Here is a 21301-nt window from a genome sequence, read left to right as displayed (position 1 = left end):
ATACTTTAAATTTAACGAAGATTATACATCATCAAAATCTACATAAATAGTTTCTGATGTTGGATGCGCCTGACAAGTTAAAACTAATCCGTCTGCAATTTCTTTATCTGTTAAAATGGAGTTTTTAGTCATTTCTGCAGTTCCGGCTGTAATACGGGCTAAACAGCTACTGCAAATTCCGCCCTGACAAGAATACGGAGCATCAATTCCTTTTTTTAATGCTGCGTCAAGAATGGTTTGTTTTTGAGACATCTCAAAAGATACTTCTTCATCATCTACCAAAACAGTGATTTTTGTATGCCCCTCAAGCGAAGCTTTAATTTCATGTTCTTCTGTAGAAGAAGTAAAAAGTTCAAACTTAATTGCCGATTCTTTTACATTTTTCTCTTTCAGAATACCAGAAACAGTATTAATCATTTCCTCAGGTCCGCACAGGAAAAATTTATCAAATTCTAATTCTTTGTGTTTGTTATTCAACACAAAATTTACCGCCGATTTTTCGATTCGGCCAAACAAAGCATTTTCGGCTTTAGCCTGACTAAAAACATAATGTATAAAAAAACGGCCTACGTATTGTAGCTGCAGGTCATGTAATTCCTGATGAAAAATAGTTTCGTCAGGCGTTTTGTTTCCGTAAACCAATACAAATGAACTTTTTGGTTCACTTTTCAAAACTGATTTTATGATAGAAAGCACAGGAGTAATTCCGCTTCCTGCCACAAAAGCAGCATAATTTTTTTGTCTTTCAGCGTCTGGTTCAAAGGTAAATTTTCCTTCAGGATGCCCAACTTCAAGAACATCTCCGGCTTTTAATTTTGTATTTGCAAATTGCGAAAACAAACCATTTTTTACAGCTTTGACAGCAATTCTCAATTCGCCGCTTTCTGGAGCTGAGCAAATAGAATAAGCACGTCTTATTTCTTGATTATCAAGAGTTAATTTTAAATTTATATATTGCCCGGCAATAAATTTATAGTCCGGTTTTAGTTCTTCAGGAACATTAAAAAGTACAGAAACGGCATCGGCAGTTTCGCGTTTAACCTCTTTAATTATTAATTTTAAGAATGAAGGCATGATATTATATTTTCTGCAAAAGTAGCAAACAAGAGCTAATTGACACTTACTAATTATTTTTTTTTAACTTTTTTTGTAACGTTTGCATACATTTGATCTCTTACTATAAAACTGAAAACCAAATAACCATGATTAAAAAGTTTATTTATCTTGAATGGAAAGCCTTTACCAGATCTGCGTCGTTTGGAGCAAACCTGGCAATGAAAATTTTAATAGGTTTTCTGATGATTTATTTTTCGATTATTTTTATCGGAATGGGAGTAGGGGCATTTTATATTCTAAAAAAGATGAATATGGAGCCGCTGATTACAGTGAACAGATTTTTGATTTATTACTTTTTATCCGATTTGGTAATTCGGCTATTGATGCAGGCCATTCCTGTTCTGAATATAAAACCGTTGCTGGTTTTGCCTTTCAAAAAGTCAACCATTGTTTACTTCTCACTGGGCAAAACAGTTTTGTCTTTTTTTAATTGGGTTCATGCCTTTTTCTTTTTCCCTTTTTCTGTGGTTCTGATTATAGAAGGTTATGATGCTGTTAGTGTTGTTTTGTGGTTTGTGGCTGCTTTTTCATTAGTTTACATCAACAACTTTCTAAACATAATTTTAAGTAATATTGACAAATTGTTTGTGGTTTTCATCGTGCTAATTTTGGCGCTGGGTGCGGCACAATATTATAAGATTTTTGATGTAACTACTTTTACGACACCTTTCTTTGAAGGATTTTATGCTACAAAATGGATATTTCTTATTCCGGTTTTTGTCTTAATTGGATTGTATGTTTTTACATTCAGATATTTTAAAAACAATCTGTATCTGGATGCCGGACTTTCAAAAAAAGAAGATATCGCGACAACAGAAAACCTTTCCTGGCTAAATCAGTTTGGGACTTTAGGAACATTTCTTAAAAACGATATTAAACTGATTAAAAGAAATAAGAGATCAAAAATGACCATATTAATGAGTGTGGTTTTTTTGTTTTACGGATTTTTATTTTTTTCCGGTGGTATAGAAACATATGACAACCCTACGATGCATATTTTTGCCGGCATATTCGTTTCAGGAGGATTTTTATTTACTTTCGGACAATTTGTACCAAGCTGGGACAGTTCCTATTACCAGCTTATGATGACTCAAAATATTCCCTACAGAGGATATATTACTTCAAAATGGTGGCTAATAGTTATTGCAACAGTTATATCTACAATCGCAGCATCTTTTTACATTTATTTCGGATTACATTATTATATCATAATTGTTGTAGGTGCGATTTATAATATTGGCATCAATTCCCATTTGGTGCTCTTAGGTGGCGCATATACAAAAACGCCAATTGATTTATCTTCGGCCAGCGGTGCTTTTGGAGATAAAAAAGCGTTCAATATAAATGTAATGTTGCTTACGATTCCTAAGTTATTACTTCCAATAGTTTTATATTGGATTGGTTTTAAAATTAATGGACCAAATCTTGGTTTAGCGTTCGTTGGTTTGGTTGGAGTTACAGGTTTTGTATTAAGAAATAAAGTCTTTTCGTTAATAGAAAAAAGATACAAAATAGAAAAATACAGTACAATAAGTGCTTATAAGCAAAAGAATTAAATAATTAGAGAATGTGGCAATTTGATAATTTTTATCAGATTCAAATTTAAGTTCAGCAACAAACAATAGATTTTTTAATCTAAAATCAATCCCGAAGTTTCGGGACTAAAATCTAAAATTTATATGATACAGGTAAGCCAGCTTTCAAAAAAATATAACGATATAACAGTTTTAAATATCGATCATCTTGAAATTCCAAAAGGCCAGAGTTTCGGATTGGTTGGAAATAACGGAGCAGGAAAAACAACTTTTTTCAGTTTGCTTTTAGATTTGATCCAGCCTTCAACGGGAAATATTAAAAGCAATGAAATTCAGGTAAATATAAGTGAAAACTGGAAATCTTTTACGGGTTCTTTTTTAGATGAAAGTTTCCTTATCGGATATTTAACCCCTGAAGAATATTTTTATTTTATTGGAGATTTACGCCATCAGAATAAAGCTGATATTGATGCTTTATTGACAAAACATGAAGAGTTTTTTAATGGAGAAATTCTCAAAAACAAAAAATACTTACGGGATTTATCAAAGGGAAATCAGAAAAAAGTGGGCATAATTGCAACGCTTATTGGTAATCCGGAAGTGGTGATTTTAGATGAACCTTTTGCTAATCTGGACCCGACAACGGTTAGCAGGTTAAAAAAAATTATCAAAGAACTGGCTGACGATCCAAATGTTACGGTTCTTGTTTCCAGTCATGACTTACAACATACTGTTGAGGTTTGCGACCGGATAGTTGCACTAAGTAAAGGTGAAATTGTAAAAGATATTCAGACATCAAAAGAAACCTTACAGGAACTGGAATTGTTTTTTTCAGTTTAAGTTTATAAATAACAAAAAGAAGCGTATTTTTACAAGTTATTATACTAAAAATCTTATTTTGAAGTTAAATGATTTAAACTCTTTCAATTGAAAAAGATTACTCTTAAATATAGTTTTTTCATTGTGTTTCTCTTCTTTTTGATAGCCTGTTCTACCAAAAAAAACACTTTTTTGTCACGTAACTCACATGCGTTAAGTACGAAGTATAATATTTTGTACAATGGCGGTATTGGTTTAGACAAAGGACTGCAATCTATTCAGGGCAACAATCACGATAATTTCTGGAAAATATTACCGATTGAAAAAATGCAGTTTGATGAGAATTTTGCTGATGAAAACAAAGCAAAAAATCCTGATTTTGAAAAAGCAGAAACAAAAGCGACCAAGGCCATTCAAAAACACTCCATGAATATTGGTGGAAGGGAAAAAAACTATCAGATAGATGAAGCGTATTTAATGCTCGGAAAAGCCAGATACTACGATCAGCGTTTTATTCCTGCTTTAGAAGCATTCAATTATATTTTATACAAATACCCAAACAGCAGTAATATCTACACAGCAAAAATCTGGCGCGAAAAAACCAATATGCGTTTAGGAAATGATGCTATTGTTATTAAAAACATCAAGCTTTTATTAAAGAAAACCGATTTAGACAAACAGACATTTTCTGATGCAAATGCTTTGTTGTCTGAAGCTTTTTTAAATTTAGAAGAAAAAGACAGTGCAGTTGCGAAGCTACGAATTGCCGAAGATTTTAGTCGTGTAAACGAAGACAAAGCCCGATACCGTTTTATTTTAGGACAAATGTATCAGGAGCAGGGAAAAAAAGACAGCGCAATTTATTTTTTCGACGAAGTTATTGATATGAACCGAAAGGCTGACCGAAAATATATGATGCACGCTTATGCGAAAAAAGCTCAGTTGTATGATTATGAAAATGGTAACGACACTATATTTTTAAAAACCTATAACAAATTAACAGCAGATCGGGAGAACAGACCTTATTATGATGTTTTGTTGTATGAAATGGGAGTCTTTTATGATAAAAAGAAAGAAAAAGAAAATGCCCTGAAATTTTATAATAAATCATTAGCCAGAAAACCCAAAGATCCTTATCTGGCAGCTTCAACTTATCGTAATATTGGTAATATGTATTTTAAAGATACAGACTATACTATGGCTGCCAAATATTATGACAGTACATTAGTAAAGTTAGATCCCAAAACAAGAGAGTTTGTCTACATTGAAAAAAACAGAAAAAACCTTGACGATGTTATAAAATATGAAGCAATTGCAAAACGCAATGACAGTATTATAAAAGTATATGGTCTACCTGCTCCCGAGAGAAAAGTTTATTTTGAAAATTATATAGCAGAATTAAAAAAGAAAGACGAAGCCAAACGAATCCTTGAAGAAAAGCAAAAAGAAAAACTGGCAAATATAGAACGCAATACAAAAGCTGACAGTGACCCAACGGCAGTAAACCCTCAATCTCAACCGGGCAGTCCTCCGGGAGTTGGAGCCTATAATCCGCCTACAGGAAATGATCCGGTAAGTACATTTTATTTTTATAACCCAACGACAGTTGCTTATGGTAAACTGCAATTTAAGAAAACATGGGGCAACAGGATTTTAGGAGGTTACTGGAGAATGGCTTCGGCGAAAGCAGCAAACGATGATGCATTGCTAAAAGAATCCGAGATCAATCAGGACTCTTTAAACGTTGTAAAAGATTCAATAGTTATAGAAAAGTATACAACGGCGTTTTACGAAAAACAACTTCCGACAGCACCAACAGCAATGGACGGTATTGGTAAGGAGCGCAATTTTGCTTACTATCAGTTAGGTCTTATTTATAAAGAAAAGTTTAAGGAAAATAAATTAGCAAGCGATAAATTAGAGCAGTTATTAAAAAACAATCCGGAAGAAAAACTGGTTTTACCGGCCATGTACAATTTGTATAAAATTTATGAAATTACAGATCCGGCAAAAGCACAGGCTATAAAAGCTAACATTACAGCAACATATCCGAATTCAAGATATGCCCAAATTTTAAACAAAACAAATAGTGAAGACCTGGCATCTCCTGAGAAGGAATATCAAAAATGGTATAAGCTTTTCGAAGAAGAACAATTTAACACCATTTTGGACAATATTGATAATTTAATCAATCAGTATTCCGGAGATGAAATTGTTTCTAAATATGAATTATTAAAAGCCAATACTTTAGGAAAAGTAAATGGTTTGGCAGCCTATAAAAAAGGGTTGGAAGCAGTGGCAGATAATTATCCTAACAGTGTTGAAGGAAAAAATGCGCGCGAACTTTTAGAGAAACAAGTTCCGGTTCTGGAGAGACTTAATTTTACGACAAACGACAATAAGAATTGGAAAATTATTTATCCGGTTGCCAATAACGATACAAAAACAGTTAAAAAAATAGAAGAAGCAATCAGAGTATTTTTATTGGTTGAAAATTTCGAAAGGTTAACAACTTCTTTTGATAAATACAATAAAACCGAAAGTTTTTTAGTTATACATGGTTTAAAATCTGAAGCTTATGCGAATGATATTGCCGGTGTTTTTAGAGATGATAAGAAATATAAAATCTCAAATCAGGCGATTATAATTTCGAGCGAAAATTATAAAATCGTTCAAATCAAGAAAAATCTTGATGCCTACTTAGCCCCCAAAAACCCATAATATAATGTTTGAAAAAGTTAAAAAACCCGGTACGGAACTGTTAGGAAAAACGAATAGAATTGTAGAAGGAACCTCTATAGTTGGAGACATTGTCTCAAAAGCCGATTTTAGATTGGATGGCGAATTGATAGGAAATTTTACTTCACAAGGTAAGCTCGTAATCGGAGCAAAAGGCGCAGTCAAAGGAGAGATTATCTGTAATAATGCAGATATAGAAGGTGAATTTGACGGAAAAATAAAAGTACTCGAAATCCTGAATATAAAATCTACTGCAAAAATACACGGAGAAGTTTTGGTCGGAAAACTTTCAATCGAACCAGGAGCAGAATTTACGGCAACTTGTACCATGATTACAACTTCGAAAGAAACCTCAGAAAAAAATGGAAAAGGAACCGAACAAAAACCAACGTAATAAATGGATCGCACTCATTAATATTCCGATACAAATGGGTGCGATTATTTTTTTGTTTTCTTATTTAGGAAGCTGGCTGGATGAAAACCACCCAAGCGAAAAAGTATACTACAACAAGATCCTTGTAATGGTTGGTGTGGCGCTCGCCTTATATAATGTGATTCGACAGGTAAACGAAATCAATAAAACGAAGTAATCTGCGTTTAAAAAAACTCTTGAAAAATAGTGCATCTTTGCAGAAAATTATTCAAAAATGTTTTTAAAAAATCTTAAGCTCATTTTCCATTTATATCTTATTGCCTTTTCTTCCTATATACTACATAAGGCAGCTTTTTTTGTTTTTAAGATTAACGACCTAAACTTTCATTATAGTCTTGAAGCATTGTATCTAATCTTTTTAATATTGGCGACAATACTGCTTGTAATTATATTAAGGTTTAAAAAAGATAAATTTGACAGTATCGGAATGTTCTTCATGTTAGGAACATTTATTCAAATGTTTGTGGCGTATATATTTTTGCGGCCGATTTTATCAGACACTATTCACAACATCCGTTTCGAAAAAATCAATTTTTTTATAACATTTATTTTGTTTTTGTTATTTGAGACGCTTTTAACTGCCCGATTATTAAATGAAAAGCGTTAAATTAGCGATTCTGTAAAAATAGGTTCAAAAATAATTTTTCATATCCTTTTGAATATTAATAAAAAATGTACCTTTGCACCAAATTTTAGAAACGTAAAAAATAAGAATTTCCACAGATATGGTGATTTCAAACAAACCACTCAGATTTATTCTTGCAGCTTTAGTAGCTTGTCTTCCACTAATGAGCTTTTCAAATACTGAAAAGGACTCAGCGCATGTTCAAACTGAAGAAGCTCATGGAGCTGTTTCAGAAGGGCATCATGCAGCAGAGCCAACAGATGTAAAATCTAAGATTAAAGCATTTGTAGGTCACCACGTTTTAGACTCTCATGATTTTACTTTTACTCAGGATGATGTAACTGGAAAATATTATGGTTTTCCATTACCAGTAATTATCTGGGATAATGGTTTGCATATTTTTTCTTCTTCTAAATTTAATCATGGTCACACAGCAGCAGAATCAAAAGGAAGCTACTATGCGATTAATCATCATGATGGAAAAATCTACAGAACAGATGCTTCCGGAGAAATAATTGAAAATGAAAAAACAGGTCACCCTGAAAATGTTCGTCCTTTAGACTTTTCAATTACAAAAACAGTAGTTTCTATTTTCGCAGCTGCTTTATTAATGTTCTTCTTGTTTTCTAGCCTTGCTAAATCGTACGCTAAAAACGGAGGAATTGCTACTGGTGCTGGTAGAATTTTTGAACCATTAGTAGTTTACATCCGAGATGAAATTGCTATTCCTAATATTGGAGTAAAACATTACAGAAAATATATGAGTTATTTATTGACCATATTTTTCTTTGTATTGTTTTTAAATATTTTCGGATTAACACCACTGGGAATTAATGCGACAGGTAACTTAACAATTACGTTCTCATTAGCAATCCTTACTTTCCTAATTACAAATCTTACAGCAAATAAAAATTACTGGGGTCACATTTTCTGGATGCCGGGAGTACCAAAGCCAATGAGAATTATCTTGGCTCCGATTGAATTGTTAGGAGTTTTCATCAAACCATTTTCATTAATGATTCGTTTGTATGCTAACATCTTTGCAGGTCACATCGTTTTAATGAGTATTATCGGATTAATGTTTATCTTTAAAAGCTGGATTGGAAGCAGTTTATCTTTTGGATTGTCATTTGTGCTTTCTATACTTGAAATTTTAGTTGCCTTTTTACAAGCTTATATTTTTACAATGCTGTCTGCACTTTATTTTGGTTCAGCAGTAGAAGAGCATCATCACGAAGAAGGTCATCATTAAAATTAGATTTCAGAATCAGATTTGCAAGAATCTAAGATCTAAAGTCTAAAATCAAATTGAATGTTTAATTTTTAATTTATATATTATGGAAATTCCAAATATCGTTGGAGCAGGATTAATCGTAATCGGAGCAGCATTAGGAATTGGTAGAATCGGTGGTTCAGCAATGGACGCTATCGCTCGTCAGCCAGAAGCTTCTGGAAAAATCCAAACAGCTATGCTTATCGCTGCTGCACTTATTGAAGGTATTGGTTTCGCTGCGTTATTCGCATCTTAATTAAAATCCAAAAAAACAATAGTTGCAACGGTTGGTTGTAACTATTGTTTTAAAATTAAAACATTACAAATTGCTTTTATAAATGCAATTTAAAAAAGACATAAATTAAAATTTATAATCAGAAATAATGGATAAGTTAATAAATCAGTTTGAGTTCGGTTTGTTCTTTTGGCAAATACTAATATTTGTTGGATTAATTCTTTTGTTGAAAAAATTTGCATGGAAACCAATTCTTGACGCAGTAAATGATAGAGAACAAGGTATTAAAGATGCTTTACTTTCTGCTGAAAATGCAAGACAGGAAATGCAAAATTTGCAAGCTGATAATCAAAGAATTTTGAATGAAGCCCGTGCTGAACGTGACGCTATGCTTAAAGAAGCACGCGAAATGAAAGAGAAAATGATTGCTGATTCTAAAAACGAAGCACAAGCTCAAGGTCAAAAAATGATCGAGCAGGCTAAAGCGGCTATCGAAAGCGAAAAAAATGCTGCAATGGCAGAATTGAAATCACAAGTTTCAACTTTATCATTAAGCATTGCTGAAAAATTATTGAAAGAAGAATTATCTAACAAAGAATCTCAGACTAAATTAGTGGAGAAATTGTTAGGTGACGTAAAGTTAAACTAAGATTATGGCAAGTACAAGAGCAGCAATTCGTTATGCAAAAGCAATTCTGGACTTAGCAAACTCTAAAGGTGTTGCCGAAGCTGTAAATAACGATATGAAATCAATTGCTTCTGCAATTGAAAACAATCAGGAATTGAGCACATTCATTCAGAACCCAACTACAAAAGTTGAAGTTAAAGAAAGTGCCTTATTAGAAGTTTTTGCAAATGTTAATGGAGTAACCAAAGGTTTGTTTCATTTATTATTTGAAAACAAAAGATTCGAAATTCTGGATGCAATTGCAGTAGAATATTCTAAAGTTTTTGACCAAAGCAACGGAGTTGAAGTAGCAAAAGTTACAACTGCAATTCCAATGGACGCAGCTTTAGAAGCAAAAGTTTTAGCTAAAATTGCAACATTATCAGATAAAAAAATAACAATAGAAAACATTGTAGACCCTGCCATTATTGGAGGATTTATTTTGAGAATTGGAGATCAGCAATACAATGCTTCTGTTGCAAACAGATTACAAGTTTTAAAGAGAGAGTTAAGTAATTAGTTTTATTACACATAAAAGTGTCTAAATTATAAATTAAGATGGCGGAAATCAAACCTGCTGAAATTTCAGCAATATTAAGAAAGCAAGTAGAAGGTTTTGAATCTGGTGCTACGCTAGAGGAAGTAGGAACAGTACTTCAAGTTGGAGACGGTATTGCTCGTGTTTACGGGCTATCTAATGTACAATATGGTGAGTTAGTAGAATTTGATAACGGTATGGAAGGTATCGTATTGAATCTTGAAGAAGATAATGTTGGGGTTGTACTTTTAGGACCATCAACAGGACTTAAAGAAGGATCTACTGCAAAAAGAACTCAACGTATTGCTTCTCTTAAAGTAGGTGAGCAAATGGTAGGACGTGTAGTTAACACTCTTGGTTTTCCAATTGACGGAAAAGGACCAATTGGTGGAGATTTATACGAAATGCCTTTGGAAAGAAAAGCTCCTGGAGTTATCTTCCGTCAGCCAGTTACTGAGCCATTACAAACAGGAGTAAAAGCAGTTGATGCTATGATCCCGGTTGGTCGTGGACAACGTGAGCTTGTTATTGGTGACCGTCAAACAGGTAAATCAACTGTTTGTATTGATACCATCTTAAATCAAAAAGAATTTTACGATGCAGGAAAACCTGTGTTCTGTATATATGTTGCAATTGGGCAAAAAGCTTCAACTGTAGCAGGAATCGCTAAAATGTTAGAAGAGAAAGGTGCAATGGCTTATACAGTTATCGTTGCTGCAAATGCTTCTGACCCGGCTCCAATGCAAGTTTATGCTCCATTCGCTGGTGCTGCAATTGGAGAATACTTTAGAGATTCAGGTCGTCCTGCACTTATTGTGTATGATGATTTATCTAAACAAGCTGTTGCTTACCGTGAGGTTTCTCTTTTATTAAGAAGACCACCGGGACGTGAGGCATATCCTGGAGACGTTTTTTACTTACACTCTCGTTTATTAGAACGTGCTTGTAAAGTAATTGCTGATGACGGAATTGCTAAAAACATGAACGATTTACCAGATTCTATCAAGTCTATCGTAAAAGGTGGTGGTTCATTAACTGCATTACCAATTATCGAAACTCAGGCTGGTGACGTTTCTGCATATATCCCAACAAATGTAATTTCGATTACAGATGGTCAGATTTTCCTTGACGGAGATTTGTTCAACTCTGGAGTTCGTCCTGCGATCAACGTAGGTATTTCTGTATCTCGTGTTGGAGGTAATGCTCAGATTAAATCAATGAAAAAAGTTTCCGGAACTTTAAAATTAGACCAGGCTCAATTCCGTGAATTAGAAGCTTTCGCTAAATTTGGTTCTGACTTGGATTCTGTTACTTTAAACGTAATTGAAAAAGGTAAAAGAAACGTTGAGATCCTGAAACAAGGTTTGAATGATCCTTACACAGTAGAAAATCAAGTAGCTATTATTTATGCAGGTTCTAAAAACTTATTAAGAAACGTTCCTGTAAATAAAGTAAAAGAATTTGAAGCTGATTTCTTAGCATACTTAAACAGCAAGCATAAAGATACTCTTAATGCGTTGAAAGCTGGTAAGTTAGATGACAACATTACTGATGTTATCGAAAAAGCAGCAAAAGAAATTTCAGCAAAATATAACTAATTAGATAATTCGTTAATTAGATAATTGGAAAATGCTCAAACATTATTCTAATTATCTAATTTTCAGATTGTCACATTTTCTAATTTAATAGATGGCAAATTTAAAGGAAATCCGTAATAGAATTACTTCCGTTTCATCGACGATGCAGATTACATCGGCTATGAAAATGGTTTCTGCTGCAAAGCTTAAGAAAGCACAAGATGCAATCACTGCAATGCGCCCTTATGCCGAGAAATTAACGGAGTTACTGCAAAATCTTTCTGCTACACTTGAAGGTGAAGTTGGAGGAGATTACACGACACAGCGTGAAGTAAAAAAAGTATTGCTTGTTGCTATAACTTCAAACAGAGGTTTATGTGGAGCATTTAATACAAATATTATTAAAGAGATTAAAAATCGTACTGAATTTTACGCAGGAAAACAGGTTGATGTTTTTCCTATTGGTAAAAAAGGAAACGATGTTCTGGCTAAAACCCATAAAGTTCATGGTCATCATAACGCTATTTTTGATCATCTGACTTTTGATAATGTTGCTGGAATTGCAGAAAATTTAACTGAAAAATTCTTGTCTGGACAGTACGACAAAATTGAATTGGTTTATAATCAGTTTAAAAATGCAGCTACTCAAATTGTACAGGTAGAACAGTTTTTACCATTAGCTCCAATTAAAACGGATAAACCAGTTTCTACCGGAGATTACATTTTTGAACCTTCAAAAGAAGAAATCGTGTTGACTTTGATTCCTAAATCATTGAAAACACAATTATATAAAGGAATTCGTGATTCATTTGCTTCAGAACATGGAGCGCGTATGACAGCAATGCACAAAGCAACTGACAACGCAACCGAATTGAGAAACCAATTGAAATTAACTTATAATAAAGCACGTCAGGCAGCTATTACTAATGAGATCCTTGAGATTGTTGGTGGAGCAGAAGCTTTGAACGGATAATATTTATTAAGAATAAAAGAAAAGGGTCAACATTAGTTGACCCTTTTCTTATTATAATAGTTTTTTGAAGTTTCCTGATTTTAAAATGGTGATTCTCGATTAATTCAAAAAACCGAGAATCAATACCATTTTAAGATTTATTGGCAGATCGTAGACACCTGCAGTGCTTTGTCTTTTATGGGAACAAACTAGCTTTATTAGTCCCAATGCTCTGTTTTTTTGAGGGTTACATTTCAGCAGAATCAATCCCTTGTGCTTTGTCTTTTGTGGGAACAAACTAGCTTTATTAGTCCCAATGCTCTGTTTTTTTAGGGTTACATTTCAGCAGAATCAATCCCTTGTGCTTTGTCTTTTGTGGGAACAAACAAGCTTTATTAGTCCCAGTGCTATGTTTTTTTAAGGGTTACAAATCAGCTGTTCTCAATCCCTGTGAAGCAAATTTAAGAAGAGTTTAAGAAAAAAATCTTACATAATTTTTAGCTTTAATTTACATATTTCACATGTTTAGTTTTAAAATTGTGTAAATGCCAGAATAAAAATTGAGTATTTTTGCTCTTTATCCTTTATAATCATGAAATTACAAATAAAAGAACTAACCACAATCCCAGAAATGCTGGCTGAAATTGATACGATTAGATTTCTATATCCTAACCTTTCGGTTGAAAAATATGAAAAGTTTCTTTCTGAGATGATACCGCATAATTATATACAGGTTGCGGTTTTTGAAGATAACGTTTGTTTGGGAATCACAGGCTGTTGGTCGGCAACAAAATTATGGACAGGAAAATATCTTGAAATAGATAATTTTGTTGTTAATCCGGAACACCGTTCAAAAGGAATAGGAAAATTGCTTACAGATCATATTGAGAAAAAAGCTTTGGAGCTGGATTGCAGCAGTATTGTCTTAGATGCATTTACAGGAAATTTTGCAGCACACCGTTTTTATTATAATCAGGGTTATGCGCCAAAGGGATTTCACTTTGTTAAAATATTAGATGAAAATAAATTAACGTTATAAATTTGTAATTACGTTTTAATTGAATCAACAAAACAATAATTAACCAAAGAAATGGTTATTTTTGTTGTATAAACTTTATTACAAAAAAAATTTTGGGATTATATAAAAATCTATTCAAACAAACCGCTATCTACGGGCTCGCGACTGTTTTGCCCCGCATGCTGAGTTTTCTATTGGTGAGACTATATACAGGTATTCTGCCAACTGCAGAATACGGAGAAGTTTCAATCGTTCTTTCCTGGATGGTTTTCTTTAATGTGGTATTGTCTTACGGAATGGAAACCGCTTTTTTTAGGTTTTACAGTGCCGAAGATGATAAGAAAAATGTTATAGCAACTTCTACAATATCAATATTTTGGTCTTCTATTGGTTTCTTGTTTGCGGCTTTAATTTTCAGAAATACGCTGGCAAGCTGGGCCGAGGTTGACGCACAATATATTACTTATTCTGTCTGGATTTTAGTTTTAGATGCTTTGGTGTTAGTGCCCTTTTCTAAACTTAGGGCGAATCAGAGACCAATGGTTTATGCGGCTATTAAAATTGGAAATGTAGTAATCAATATGTTACTAAACTTTTTCTTTTTAATATACCTGCCAAAACTTGCAGCAGCACACCCTAATTCTGTCTGGGACAGCTTATATGTTGAGAATTTCCAGATTGCTTATATTTTCATTGCTAATTTGCTGGCCAGTTTAGCTACTTTTATCGTATTGTCTCCAAACTATCTTTCGCTTGGACGAAAATTTGACCCTGTACTTTGGAAAAAAATGATGAAATATGGTCTGCCTATTTTGGTTGCCGGTCTTGCATTTGCCGTAAATGAGCATTTTGATAAAATTTTATTAGGTTACTTGTTACCAGAAAATTTAGCAAAGTCTGAAGTGGGGGCTTATTCAGCCTGTTATAAACTGGGGTTGTTTATGGTTTTGTTTGCAACGGCATTTAGATTAGGTATTGAACCTTTCTTTTTCAGCCATGCCAAAAATGAAAATGCACCACAAACGTATGCTGTAATTACCAAATATTTTGTGATTTTTGGTTCATTGATTTTACTTGGTGTAATTGTTTTTGCAGACATTTTGAAATTTCTCTTACTAGACAATAAATCGTATTGGGAGGCTATGAAAGTAGTTCCTCTTATTATACTTGCGAATTTCTTTTTGGGGATTTATAATAATTTGTCAGTTTGGTATAAACTTACAGATAAAACAAAAATCGGTGCTTATATCTCAATCGTCGGTGCTATAGTGACTTTGGTTTTAAATTATCTTTTAATTCCAAAATACAGTTATTACGGATCAGCAATTGCCACTATTTCTGCATATGGTTCCATGATGCTGATTTCCTATGTCTTAGGAAACAAATATTATCCAATCCCTTATGATACAAAGAAAATTGGAGCATATCTGGGTATTTCAATTTTGTTTTCGGCTATTTCTTTTTATGGATTTAGAGAAAAATATTATGTTGGAATTCCGTTACTTTTAATCTTTATATATTTTGTTTATCATAACGAGAAAAGTACAATAAAAGGAATTATGAATAGAAAATAAGATTGGATTTTTGTGAATCCAATTTCTGCATTTAAGAATTAAAGAATAAAAATGAAAATACAAATTATCAATAAATCACAACACGATTTACCAAACTACGAAACAATTGCTTCTGCCGGAATGGACTTACGTGCAAACTTAACGGAATCTGTAACCCTAAAACCTTTAGAAAGAACAATTGTCAAAACAGGACTTTTTATTGAATTGCCAATTGGTTATGAAGCACAGGTCCGACCAAGAAGTGGTTTGGCAGCCAAAAAAGGAGTAACTGTTTTAAATTCTCCTGGAACAGTAGATGCAGATTACAGAGGAGAAATTGGAGTAATTTTAGTAAATTTATCTAATGAGGATTTTGTAATTGAAAACGGAGAAAGAATTGCACAATTAATTATTGCCAGACACGAAAGAGCTGAATGGATTGAAGTTGAAGAACTTTCTGTTACATCCAGAGGTGAAGGCGGTTTTGGAAGTACGGGAGTAAAATAGTTTGCAATAACATTTCAATAAATCTTTATTGCATACATAAGTATTTTAGAGAGTAAATATATACTTTCAAAATACGCGAATTGTGTTAAATTAATTTGAACCAAACCAACACTTGAAGATTTTTAATCTTCCCATAAAAATAAAATCAAATGAAAATAATCGTTCCAATGGCGGGTCGTGGATCACGACTTAGACCACATACTTTAACAGTTCCAAAACCATTAATTCCTGTTGCAGGGAAATCTATCGTTCATCGTTTAGTAGAGGATATCGCTAAAATATTAAAAGAACCTATCGATGAAGTTGCTTTTATATTAGGAGACCCTGCTTTTTTTGGAGATGATCTTGTAGCAAGTTTAGAAGAGCTGGCCGGAAGTTTAGGAGCAAAAGCATCAATTTACCGTCAGGATTTGCCATTAGGTACCGGACATGCTATTATGTGTGCAAAAGAATCATTGTCAGGACCGGCAGTTATTGCTTACGCAGATACTCTGATCAGAGCAGATTTTGAATTAGATCCAGCTGCTGATGCAGTAATATGGGTTAAACAAGTAGAACAACCGGAAGCTTTTGGAGTTGTAAAATTAAATCCAAACAATGAAATTATAGAATTGGTTGAAAAACCAAAAGAGTTTGTAAGCGATTTGGCTGTTATCGGAATCTATTATTTTAAAGAAGTTGGAGATCTGAAAAAAGAACTTCAGAACGTATTAGATAATAATATTCAAAATGGCGGTGAATATCAGATTAATGACGGAATAAAAGCCATGATGGCAAACGGGAAAGTTTTTAAAACCGGAAGTGTAGATGAATGGATGGACTGCGGAAATAAAGATGTTACCGTTGAAACTAATTCCAGAATGTTAGGTTTTTTACATAATGACGGGGAACATTTAGTTGATTATAATGTTAAATTAGAAAACGCAACAATTATCCCACCTTGTTATATTGGCGAAAATGTTGTTCTGAAAAACGCAACTGTAGGGCCAAATGTTTCTATCGGAAATGGATGTCATGTAATTGACAGTACTGTTAAAAATAGCTTAGTGCAGACTTATTCTCAAATAAAAAATGCTAACTTAGATAATGCAATGATAGGAAATCACGTTATTTATGATGGCAAGTTTACCAGCGTAAGCATAGGTGATTACTCTGTTCTAGAATAAAATAGCAATTTAAAGATCCATTTTGTTTAAAATGAAATAATGAAAATGAGAAAAGGAGTTTTACTGTTTTTATTTATCACTTTGCTTGGCAGTATACCATCGGTTAAGGCTCAGACTGAACCGGAAGATATTGCATTGGCAGCAGATGAATATCAGGATTCTTTTTATGAATCATTAAAACAAAAAGGAATCGAAAATTATGATAAAGCAATTGTATCATTAGAGAAATGCATTAAGTTAAAACCCAATGATGCCGTAGCTTATTTTGAGTTGGGAAAAAACTACCTTGCATTAAAAGAGTATAGAAATGCACAGGATTTCTTTGAAAAAGCAACTCAGATAGATCCTAAGAATAAATGGTTTTGGCTTGGAATTTATGATGTAAGTTATGAAACCAAAAACTATCCTCTGGCAATAGAAACGATTCAGAAAATTATTGTTTTTGATGAAGAATATAAAGACGATCTGATTTCGTTATATATGATTACCAATCAATATGATAAAGCTCTTGTTGCTATTAATGAAATGAACGATAAATTTGGAAAATCTTCTGATCGTGAGATTTATAAAAACCAGATTTTATCCCAGGGAAAATATCAAAATGCAGAAATTGGTAATTTGATTGATCAGATTAAAAAGAATCCAAAAGAAGAATCGAATTATGTAAATCTGATTTTTTTGTATTCGAAAGCCGACGAGACAGATAAGGCGTTAGAAGTTGCAAAACAACTGGCAAAAGAAATTCCAAATTCTGAATGGGGACAAGTAAGTTTATTTAAAGGATATCTTGATGCAAATCAAGCCGACAAAGCAATCAAATCGATGAATGTAATTTTGTCAAGTTCAAAAATTGATTCAAAAATAAAACACCGAACGCTTAATGAATTTTTGATTTATGTAAATAAAAATCCGCAATATGCTCCGGATTTAGAAAAAGCAATTTCATATTTTGATAATGACAAACAAGTTGATGTTGCCAAAGAAATTGGTAAATTTTATCACAGCAAAAATCAATTTGAAAATGCGATTAAATATTATGAGAAGGATCTAAAAGCAAACTCAGATACGGATCGTGAGACAAATTTGCTTTTGCTTGAAGCTTATAAACAGGCAAAACAATTTGAGCCAATGACAAAAAGAGCGATGAACATGATTGAAGTGTATCCGAGCCAGCCTCAGTTTTATTATTATGCAGGTTTAGGAAACAACCAGTTACAGCAATTTAAAAATGCAAAAACGGTTTTAGAAATGGGACTTGATTATGTCGTTGACGATACTAAGCTGGAGGCAAATTTTAATATACAATTAAGTGAAGCTTACAATGGATTGGGAGACGCTAAGAAAAAAGAGGAATACTTTTTGAAAGCAAATGAGTTATTAAAGAAAAAAAAGTAAAAAGACTACATGCAGATGAAAAAATATATAATAATATTATTGGTTCCGGTTTTTATGATTTCGTGTAAATCTAAAGCTGTTGCCGTTCAAAACAATCCTACAGAAGTCGTAGAGACGAAAACAGACAAAAAAGCAATAGAAAAGCATTACGATAACAAATTAGATTTTAAGACTTTATACATAAAAGCAAGTGCAAAATATGTTGATGAAAAACAAAGTCAGAATGTTACAGCCGAAATCAGAATTGAAAAAGACAAACAGATTTTAGTAAGTGTTCGCTTTCTCGGAATAACAATGGCAAAAGCACTTATCACACCAACATCAGTAAGCTATTACGAAAAAATAAACGGTACCTATTATGATGGTGATTTTACAAGCCTGAGCAAATGGCTTGGAACTGAACTGGATTACAGCAAAGTTCAGAATCTATTGGTAGGAGAAGCTTTGGATGATTTGAGAAAAGGAAAATACACACAGACAATTGTAGAAAATCTTTTTAGTTTAGAGGATCAAAAAGAGGCAAATATCAAAAAAACATTCTTTTTGGATCCTGAAAAATATTTGTTGCAAAAAGAACAAATTTCGCAACCTGCAGAAAACAGAATGTTGGAGATTAAATACTCTGATAGCAAAGTTTTTGATCAGGGAACCATTCCGACAGCAATTGAAATTAATGCCGTTCAGCCTAAAGGAAAAACAGATATCAATCTGAATTATAATAATATTTCGTTCAACGAAGAACTTTCTTTTCCTTATAGTGTGCCAAGTGGCTATAAAAAGGTTATAATTAAGTAAATTTGCAAAAAGAAAATAGAAACATGCTAAAATTTCTCCTAAGCCTAATTTTTATATGCACCACTACATTTATGTGGGCACAAGACTCGCAACAAGAAAAACTTGAACAGCGAAAAGCTCAGATTCAGCAGGAAATTAGAGACAACGAAAAGATGTTGCAATCTGTAAAATCAAAAGAAAAATCGGCGGTAAATGTAATTTTAATTCAGGCAAATAAAATCAAACTGAAAGAAAAACTGATTAATACAACAGCAAAACAAGAGAAACTCTTGACCAATGATATGTATATTAATCAGCTTCAGGTTAATAAGTTAAAAAGAGAACTGAAAGTTCTGAAAGAAGATTATGCAAAAATGATTCTCAAATCATATAAAAGCCGCTCAGAACAAAGCCGGGCAATGTTTATTTTATCTTCTGAAAACTTTTTACAGGCCTATAAAAGAGCACAATATTTAAAACAATATACTTCTTTTAGAAAAAATCAAGGTTTAGAAATTCAGTCAAAAAGTGCACAATTATTAGATTTCAATGCAAAATTAGACGGACAGAGACAAGTTAAGAAAAAGATTATTGCTGAAAACAATAAAGAACGTGTCGCTTTGGAAGCTGAAAAGAAAGAACAACAAAAGCTTGTTAACTCGATCAAAAAAGATAAAAATAAAATTATTGCCGATACAAGGAGCAAACAACAAGAAGCAAAAAGAATTGACAGGCAAATTGATCGTTTGATTCGTGAAGCTATTGCAGAAGCAAACAGAAAAGCGGCTCTTGAGAAAGCAAAAGACAATCCGGGATCAACGGCTTCTACAGCAGCGGTTTCGTCATCAAAAATTGCATTAACCCCTGAGGGAAAACTTTTAGCTGCCGACTTTAAAGCCAATAGAGGAAAATTACCATGGCCGGTAGAAAAAGGATTTATATCGCTTGGCTACGGAGATCAGCCGCACCCTCTTGTTCCTTCATTAACGGTTCATAATTCGGGAGTAGAAATTACTACGGAACAGGGAGCAAATGCCCGCGCGGTATTTGAGGGAGAAGTTTCGAGTATTATTGTTTTATCACCAATCAACAGAGCGGTTATGATTCAGCATGGAGATTACTTTACCGTTTATCAAAACTTAAGCCAGGTATTTGTAAATAAAGGAGATAAAGTAAATATCAAACAAAGTATCGGGAAAGTAAGAACAAGTGGTGACACAGGAAAAACAATTATTAAATTTTTGATTCTTCAAAATACATCAAACAATAATCCGGAAGGATGGTTACAAAACAGATAAAAAAAGGGAGCTAATTTAGCTCCCTTTTTTGTTGAACAACTAATCATATTGTTCTATTAAATATCGAATAACATCTGTGGTGGTGACAATTCCCTTTAATTGCCCATTATCAACTACAGGCAAAGCATGGAATTCTTCTTTCACAAAAATTTCTGCCAAATCCTTAATAATAGTTTCTGAAGATATTGTTTTGGGTTTTGAAGTCATAATTTGTGAAATACTAAGCATATCCAAAATGGCTTCATCTGCACCTTCCTGACCATCAAACAAAGCACCAAAAGTTAAGCGGTTTATATCGGTACGGCTTATTATACCGATTACCTCTTTACCATTAACGACGGGAATATGCCGAATCGAATTTGATCTTAATTTAGTTACAACTTCTTTCAGGCTATCATTTTGATTTACTGTAACTACACTTTTAGTCATTATATGACTGATAGGCTCTCTTTTTTTCATAATGGACAGTTGTTATATTTCTATCAAATTTGTGCAATATTTCTGATAAAAAATATGACTTATATCATCTTTAAAACATTAGCTTTTAGGATTTTAATTGATCTATTTTTTTTAATTTTATAAAGCAGTACAAATTCAGGCAGTGATAAAAACAAATAACAATGTAAAAATCGTCCTATTGTTTATTCGAAATTGTATGATTGAATTTTAAAATAGTATTTTTGCACTATGGAAACAAACAGACAGAAAAAAATAGGCGGTGTCATCCAAAAAGATTTGGTTGATATTTTGCAAGGTGAAGTGCGAAAAAACGGAATTAGTAATTTAGTGATTTCAGTGTCCAAAGTTAGTGTGACTTCAGATTTATCAGTGGCAACAGTATATTTAAGTATATTTCCTCAGGAGAAAGCCCAGGAAACTTTAGAAGGAATAAAATCTAATACAACTTTAATTAAACACGATTTATCGCAACGTGTACGTTTGCAATTGCGCCGTGTACCAAATTTGGTTTTCTTTATTGATGACTCTTTAGATTATATCGAAAAAATAGATAATGCCCTTGCCGGGAGAGAAAACCCAATAGAAAATCGTGATCTTTTAGAAAAAAGAAGAAAATCATAAG

Annotated in this window: 21 protein-coding genes; 19 read left to right on the top strand and 2 right to left on the bottom strand. The window is 33.0% G+C overall.

Annotation, left to right across the window (positions count from 1 at the left end; all coding sequences use genetic code 11):
- Nucleotides 1–21 precede the first annotated feature (21 nt).
- Nucleotides 22–1074, bottom strand: coding sequence for a ferredoxin--NADP reductase (locus tag DCO46_RS09460; protein ID WP_116752311.1), 1053 nt, complete (start codon nucleotides 1072–1074; stop codon nucleotides 22–24).
- 128 nt (nucleotides 1075–1202) lie between these two features.
- Here DCO46_RS09460 and DCO46_RS09455 point away from each other — a divergent pair, with 128 nt between their 5' ends.
- The 18 genes from DCO46_RS09455 to DCO46_RS09365 all read left to right on the top strand — a co-directional run bounded on the left by DCO46_RS09455 (nucleotide 1203) and on the right by DCO46_RS09365 (nucleotide 20220).
- A complete protein-coding gene (locus tag DCO46_RS09455; RefSeq protein ID WP_116752310.1) occupies nucleotides 1203–2672 on the top strand; it encodes a DUF5687 family protein in 1470 nt (489 codons plus the stop codon).
- A 123-nt stretch (nucleotides 2673–2795) separates the two neighbouring features.
- Complete coding sequence (locus tag DCO46_RS09450) at nucleotides 2796–3491, top strand: ABC transporter ATP-binding protein (protein WP_116752309.1); 696 nt, start codon at nucleotides 2796–2798, stop codon at nucleotides 3489–3491.
- 87 nt (nucleotides 3492–3578) lie between these two features.
- Nucleotides 3579–6191 carry a tetratricopeptide repeat protein gene (locus DCO46_RS09445; protein WP_116752308.1) on the top strand — a complete coding sequence of 871 codons (2613 nt, stop codon included), beginning with the start codon at nucleotides 3579–3581 and terminating at the stop codon, nucleotides 6189–6191.
- A 4-nt stretch (nucleotides 6192–6195) separates the two neighbouring features.
- The gene (locus DCO46_RS09440) at nucleotides 6196–6603 is read left to right on the top strand and encodes a polymer-forming cytoskeletal protein (protein WP_116752307.1); all 408 of its coding nucleotides are present in this window, start codon (nucleotides 6196–6198) and stop codon (nucleotides 6601–6603) included.
- On the top strand, nucleotides 6572–6799 hold the full coding sequence (locus DCO46_RS09435) for an AtpZ/AtpI family protein (protein WP_116752306.1): 228 nt from the start codon (nucleotides 6572–6574) through the stop codon (nucleotides 6797–6799). The genes DCO46_RS09440 and DCO46_RS09435 overlap by 32 nt, the downstream gene beginning before the upstream one ends.
- A 568-nt stretch (nucleotides 6800–7367) precedes the next feature.
- Nucleotides 7368–8519, top strand: coding sequence for a F0F1 ATP synthase subunit A (atpB, locus tag DCO46_RS09425; protein ID WP_116752304.1), 1152 nt, complete (start codon nucleotides 7368–7370; stop codon nucleotides 8517–8519).
- Between the two features lie 85 nt (nucleotides 8520–8604).
- On the top strand, nucleotides 8605–8796 hold the full coding sequence (atpE, locus tag DCO46_RS09420; protein WP_165828897.1) for an ATP synthase F0 subunit C: 192 nt from the start codon (nucleotides 8605–8607) through the stop codon (nucleotides 8794–8796).
- A gap of 127 nt (nucleotides 8797–8923) precedes the next feature.
- Complete coding sequence (locus tag DCO46_RS09415) at nucleotides 8924–9424, top strand: F0F1 ATP synthase subunit B (RefSeq protein ID WP_116752302.1); 501 nt, start codon at nucleotides 8924–8926, stop codon at nucleotides 9422–9424.
- A gap of 4 nt (nucleotides 9425–9428) precedes the next feature.
- Nucleotides 9429–9962: an ATP synthase F1 subunit delta gene (gene atpH / locus DCO46_RS09410; protein WP_116752301.1), complete on the top strand. Its 534-nt coding sequence runs from the start codon at nucleotides 9429–9431 to the stop codon at nucleotides 9960–9962.
- Between the two features lie 38 nt (nucleotides 9963–10000).
- Nucleotides 10001–11578, top strand: coding sequence for a F0F1 ATP synthase subunit alpha (gene atpA / locus DCO46_RS09405; protein WP_116752300.1), 1578 nt, complete (start codon nucleotides 10001–10003; stop codon nucleotides 11576–11578).
- A gap of 91 nt (nucleotides 11579–11669) precedes the next feature.
- On the top strand, nucleotides 11670–12530 hold the full coding sequence (gene atpG, locus DCO46_RS09400) for an ATP synthase F1 subunit gamma (RefSeq protein WP_116752299.1): 861 nt from the start codon (nucleotides 11670–11672) through the stop codon (nucleotides 12528–12530).
- Nucleotides 12531–13101: 571 nt separating this feature from the next.
- Nucleotides 13102–13548: a GNAT family N-acetyltransferase gene (locus DCO46_RS09395; RefSeq protein WP_116752298.1), complete on the top strand. Its 447-nt coding sequence runs from the start codon at nucleotides 13102–13104 to the stop codon at nucleotides 13546–13548.
- 92 nt (nucleotides 13549–13640) lie between these two features.
- Complete coding sequence (locus tag DCO46_RS09390; protein ID WP_116752297.1) at nucleotides 13641–15101, top strand: lipopolysaccharide biosynthesis protein; 1461 nt, start codon at nucleotides 13641–13643, stop codon at nucleotides 15099–15101.
- Nucleotides 15102–15152: 51 nt separating this feature from the next.
- A complete protein-coding gene (dut, locus tag DCO46_RS09385) occupies nucleotides 15153–15587 on the top strand; it encodes a dUTP diphosphatase (RefSeq protein WP_116752296.1) in 435 nt (144 codons plus the stop codon).
- 149 nt (nucleotides 15588–15736) lie between these two features.
- Nucleotides 15737–16753: a sugar phosphate nucleotidyltransferase gene (locus DCO46_RS09380; protein ID WP_116752295.1), complete on the top strand. Its 1017-nt coding sequence runs from the start codon at nucleotides 15737–15739 to the stop codon at nucleotides 16751–16753.
- Between the two features lie 45 nt (nucleotides 16754–16798).
- Entirely contained in the window at nucleotides 16799–18148 is a 1350-nt protein-coding gene (locus DCO46_RS09375) for a tetratricopeptide repeat protein (protein ID WP_116752328.1), read from the top strand.
- Between the two features lie 15 nt (nucleotides 18149–18163).
- Nucleotides 18164–18943 carry a DUF4292 domain-containing protein gene (locus DCO46_RS09370; protein WP_116752327.1) on the top strand — a complete coding sequence of 260 codons (780 nt, stop codon included), beginning with the start codon at nucleotides 18164–18166 and terminating at the stop codon, nucleotides 18941–18943.
- 23 nt (nucleotides 18944–18966) lie between these two features.
- Nucleotides 18967–20220, top strand: a complete 1254-nt coding sequence (locus DCO46_RS09365) for a murein hydrolase activator EnvC family protein (RefSeq protein ID WP_116752294.1) — start codon at nucleotides 18967–18969, stop codon at nucleotides 20218–20220.
- Nucleotides 20221–20259: 39 nt separating this feature from the next.
- Here DCO46_RS09365 and DCO46_RS09360 read toward each other — a convergent pair whose 3' ends face one another.
- Nucleotides 20260–20649, bottom strand: coding sequence for a CBS domain-containing protein (locus DCO46_RS09360; protein ID WP_243416283.1), 390 nt, complete (start codon nucleotides 20647–20649; stop codon nucleotides 20260–20262).
- A gap of 258 nt (nucleotides 20650–20907) precedes the next feature.
- Here DCO46_RS09360 and rbfA point away from each other — a divergent pair, with 258 nt between their 5' ends.
- Nucleotides 20908–21300 carry a 30S ribosome-binding factor RbfA gene (gene rbfA / locus DCO46_RS09355; RefSeq protein WP_116752292.1) on the top strand — a complete coding sequence of 131 codons (393 nt, stop codon included), beginning with the start codon at nucleotides 20908–20910 and terminating at the stop codon, nucleotides 21298–21300.
- Nucleotide 21301 lies beyond the last annotated feature (1 nt).

This window comes from Flavobacterium sp. HTF, from assembly GCF_003105115.1.
Classification (GTDB): domain Bacteria; phylum Bacteroidota; class Bacteroidia; order Flavobacteriales; family Flavobacteriaceae; genus Flavobacterium.
This window is presented reverse-complemented; position numbering and strand designations above follow the sequence as displayed.

What these genes read in the sequence shown, in the direction of transcription:
- dut (WP_116752296.1), top strand. Translation starts at nt 15,153, where the DNA reads ATGAAAATACAAATTATCAATAAATCACAACACGATTTACCAAACTAC.
- DCO46_RS09360 (WP_243416283.1), bottom strand. Translation starts at nt 20,649, where the DNA reads ATGACTAAAAGTGTAGTTACAGTAAATCAAAATGATAGCCTGAAAGAA.
- DCO46_RS09380 (WP_116752295.1), top strand. Translation starts at nt 15,737, where the DNA reads ATGAAAATAATCGTTCCAATGGCGGGTCGTGGATCACGACTTAGACCA.
- atpE (WP_165828897.1), top strand. Translation starts at nt 8,605, where the DNA reads ATGGAAATTCCAAATATCGTTGGAGCAGGATTAATCGTAATCGGAGCA.
- DCO46_RS09370 (WP_116752327.1), top strand. Translation starts at nt 18,164, where the DNA reads ATGAAAAAATATATAATAATATTATTGGTTCCGGTTTTTATGATTTCG.
- atpA (WP_116752300.1), top strand. Translation starts at nt 10,001, where the DNA reads ATGGCGGAAATCAAACCTGCTGAAATTTCAGCAATATTAAGAAAGCAA.
- DCO46_RS09415 (WP_116752302.1), top strand. Translation starts at nt 8,924, where the DNA reads ATGGATAAGTTAATAAATCAGTTTGAGTTCGGTTTGTTCTTTTGGCAA.
- DCO46_RS09435 (WP_116752306.1), top strand. Translation starts at nt 6,572, where the DNA reads ATGGAAAAGGAACCGAACAAAAACCAACGTAATAAATGGATCGCACTC.
- DCO46_RS09450 (WP_116752309.1), top strand. Translation starts at nt 2,796, where the DNA reads ATGATACAGGTAAGCCAGCTTTCAAAAAAATATAACGATATAACAGTT.
- DCO46_RS09460 (WP_116752311.1), bottom strand. Translation starts at nt 1,074, where the DNA reads ATGCCTTCATTCTTAAAATTAATAATTAAAGAGGTTAAACGCGAAACT.
- DCO46_RS09455 (WP_116752310.1), top strand. Translation starts at nt 1,203, where the DNA reads ATGATTAAAAAGTTTATTTATCTTGAATGGAAAGCCTTTACCAGATCT.
- atpB (WP_116752304.1), top strand. Translation starts at nt 7,368, where the DNA reads ATGGTGATTTCAAACAAACCACTCAGATTTATTCTTGCAGCTTTAGTA.
- atpG (WP_116752299.1), top strand. Translation starts at nt 11,670, where the DNA reads ATGGCAAATTTAAAGGAAATCCGTAATAGAATTACTTCCGTTTCATCG.
- DCO46_RS09395 (WP_116752298.1), top strand. Translation starts at nt 13,102, where the DNA reads ATGAAATTACAAATAAAAGAACTAACCACAATCCCAGAAATGCTGGCT.
- rbfA (WP_116752292.1), top strand. Translation starts at nt 20,908, where the DNA reads ATGGAAACAAACAGACAGAAAAAAATAGGCGGTGTCATCCAAAAAGAT.
- DCO46_RS09365 (WP_116752294.1), top strand. Translation starts at nt 18,967, where the DNA reads ATGCTAAAATTTCTCCTAAGCCTAATTTTTATATGCACCACTACATTT.
- atpH (WP_116752301.1), top strand. Translation starts at nt 9,429, where the DNA reads ATGGCAAGTACAAGAGCAGCAATTCGTTATGCAAAAGCAATTCTGGAC.
- DCO46_RS09440 (WP_116752307.1), top strand. Translation starts at nt 6,196, where the DNA reads ATGTTTGAAAAAGTTAAAAAACCCGGTACGGAACTGTTAGGAAAAACG.
- DCO46_RS09375 (WP_116752328.1), top strand. Translation starts at nt 16,799, where the DNA reads ATGAGAAAAGGAGTTTTACTGTTTTTATTTATCACTTTGCTTGGCAGT.